At 73.3% G+C, this 2,207-nt stretch carries 3 protein-coding genes; all 3 read left to right on the plus strand.

Annotated features, from left to right (window positions below):
• Window positions 1-96 precede the first annotated feature (96 nt).
• The gene (locus ACWDX9_RS62575; protein ID WP_449973329.1) at window positions 97-648 is read left to right on the plus strand and encodes a hypothetical protein; all 552 of its coding nucleotides are present in this window, start codon (window positions 97-99) and stop codon (window positions 646-648) included.
• 350 nt (window positions 649-998) lie between these two features.
• Window positions 999-1,175 (plus strand): hypothetical protein, encoded by a 177-nt coding sequence (locus tag ACWDX9_RS62580; protein WP_449973330.1) that lies wholly within the window; start codon window positions 999-1,001, stop codon window positions 1,173-1,175.
• An 18-nt stretch (window positions 1,176-1,193) separates the two neighbouring features.
• Window positions 1,194-2,207: carboxylesterase family protein (locus ACWDX9_RS62585; protein WP_449973331.1), on the plus strand; the 1,014-nt coding region annotated here is incomplete at its 3' end.

A 2,207-nucleotide genomic window follows, 5' to 3' on the forward strand; every position in this document is an offset into this window, starting at 1 on the left:
AGGACAGGTTGGCGATCCGCTGGCCCACCGGCTTGGAGATGTCGATGTCGTACGACACCCCGGAGAGCTGGTCGTAGTTGTAGTCGGGGGTGTTGGGTGTGGCACTTCATGGCCGGGCTGTTCCTCACGCTCGGCCCGCTGGCGGCGGTCAAGGAGCTGGGCGGTGAGGCCAGCTGGGTGCTGATCGTGCAATGCGGCACGGTGGGGCTGGTCGCGGGGGTGTTCGCGGCGCCGAGGCTGCCCATCCGGCGGCCGCTCGTGGCCGTGCAGGTGGGTGCGGCACTGTACGTGCTGCCGATGGCGGCCCTGGCGCTGCCGGCGAGCGCGTGGGTGATCGCGGGGGCGTACTTCGTGGCGATGTTCGGGCTCGGCGTGCTCAGCCCGCTGTGGGAGACCGTGATCGCCGACGAGATCCCAGAAGCGGCGCTGGGCCGAGTACGGTCGTTCGACCAGCTCATCTCGTTCGCGACCAGGCCGTTCGGGCTGGCCATGGCGGCGCCGCTGGCGGGGCTGGCCGGCGCGCGGGGGCTGCTGCTGACCGGCGCCATAGCCGTCGCCGTGGCGAACCTGGCCGCGATCGCCACCTTCCCCCGCCGCCGCCCCAGAACGTCCGAAGCGGGTGATCACGTGACCGTCCGTCGGGGTTGAGGTCCGAAAAAGTCGCTCTGGCGGCAGGACGCGAGGGTGGGGTCACGGCCGAAGATCCGCCGCCACGGCCCGAACGGGCGGGCGGCGGCCCCGACGCCGGCTGTGGCCGACACGTGTACTCGACGGGGCCGGCCGGTGGCGGCAGCTGAGGGTGCGCTCGGGACGTCCTCGGCCGCGTCCTTCGTGATGCTCGTCCTCGTGATGCTGTGAGCATCGTCCAGTTCCGGCTGCTGAGGCCCCGCGCATGAGCACCATCGCCACGGTGCGGGACACCGAAATGATCAGCGCCCGGGTCGCCGTGCGCCGCCGGTCCGTCACCCGGCCCCTGCTGTACGGCGCGCTGGTGCTGCATGTCCAGCTACACGCTCCCGGTCGGCCTCGCCGCCACCAGCCAGGCCGCGTCGCACGTCACCGACTACGGGCTGCTCCTCGCGGGTGCGATCGTCGTGATGCTGCCCGTGCTGGTGCTCTTCCTGTTCCTGCAGCGCTACTTCGTTCAGGGCGTCGCCGGAACGGGGATGCGGTGAGCCGTGTTGGATGATCGGATGGACTCCTACGACGCGCCCGGCGAGCCGGTCACCGTTCATGCCCCCGCGGGCACGATCATCGGCCGTCGCGCCGGTCAGGTAAGGCGTTTCCTCGGCATCCCCTACGCCGAAGCACCCACCGGGGTGCGGCGGTTCGCCCCGCCGGTCCCACGTGGCCGGTTCCCGGAGCCGTTCGACGCGTCCCGGCACGGCGCCACCTCGCAGCGCGTGCCGCTGTTCGCCACGACGACCATCCCGGAGCCGTCGATCCCGGGCGACGACGTGCTGAACCTCGGCGTCGTCACCCCGGCCGCAGACGACGACCGCGGGCCCCTTCCCGTCATGGTGTGGATCCACGGCGGCGGTTTCCTGGCCGGGAGCCCGGCCAGCCCGTGGTACGACGGCCGCGCCTTCGCCCGCGACGGCGTCGTCTGCGTCACCGTCGGTTACCGGCTGGGCGTCGACGGATTCGCCCCGCTGGACGGCGTCCGGCCGAACCTCGCGCTGCTCGACCTGCTGCTCGCCCTGGACTGGGTGCGGGAGAACATCGCCGCTTTCGGCGGCGATCCGGACCGGGTCACCATCGCCGGCCAGTCGGCCGGAGGCGCGGCGGTGCTCGCGCTGCTCTCCTCACCCGCGGGCAGCGGCCGCTTCCACCGCGCGGTCAGCCTGTCCGGCGGCCTCTTCGGCGGAGGCGCGGACGCCGCCCGCGACCTCCTCGAACGGCTCGGGCGCAGGCTCGGCGTGCCGCCGACGCGCACCGGATTCGGCAGCCGTACCGTGGAGCAGATCCAGCAGGCGGTCATCGACCTGCGGGACGAAGGCGGCGGCGGGCTCGTGCTCGGGCCGTGCGTCGGCGACGACCTCCTGCCGGTGCCCATCGCCGACGGGCTCGCCGTCCACGGGCACGACGTGCCCGTGCTGCTCGGCGCGACGGCCGACGAGTTCGACGGCGGCGTCGAGCAGGAGGCGAGAGCCGCCGCCCGCGCGGCGGGCACCCGCGTGACGGATGCCCTGTTCCGCTCCGCCTGC

The organism is Nonomuraea sp. NPDC003201, from assembly GCF_053590415.1.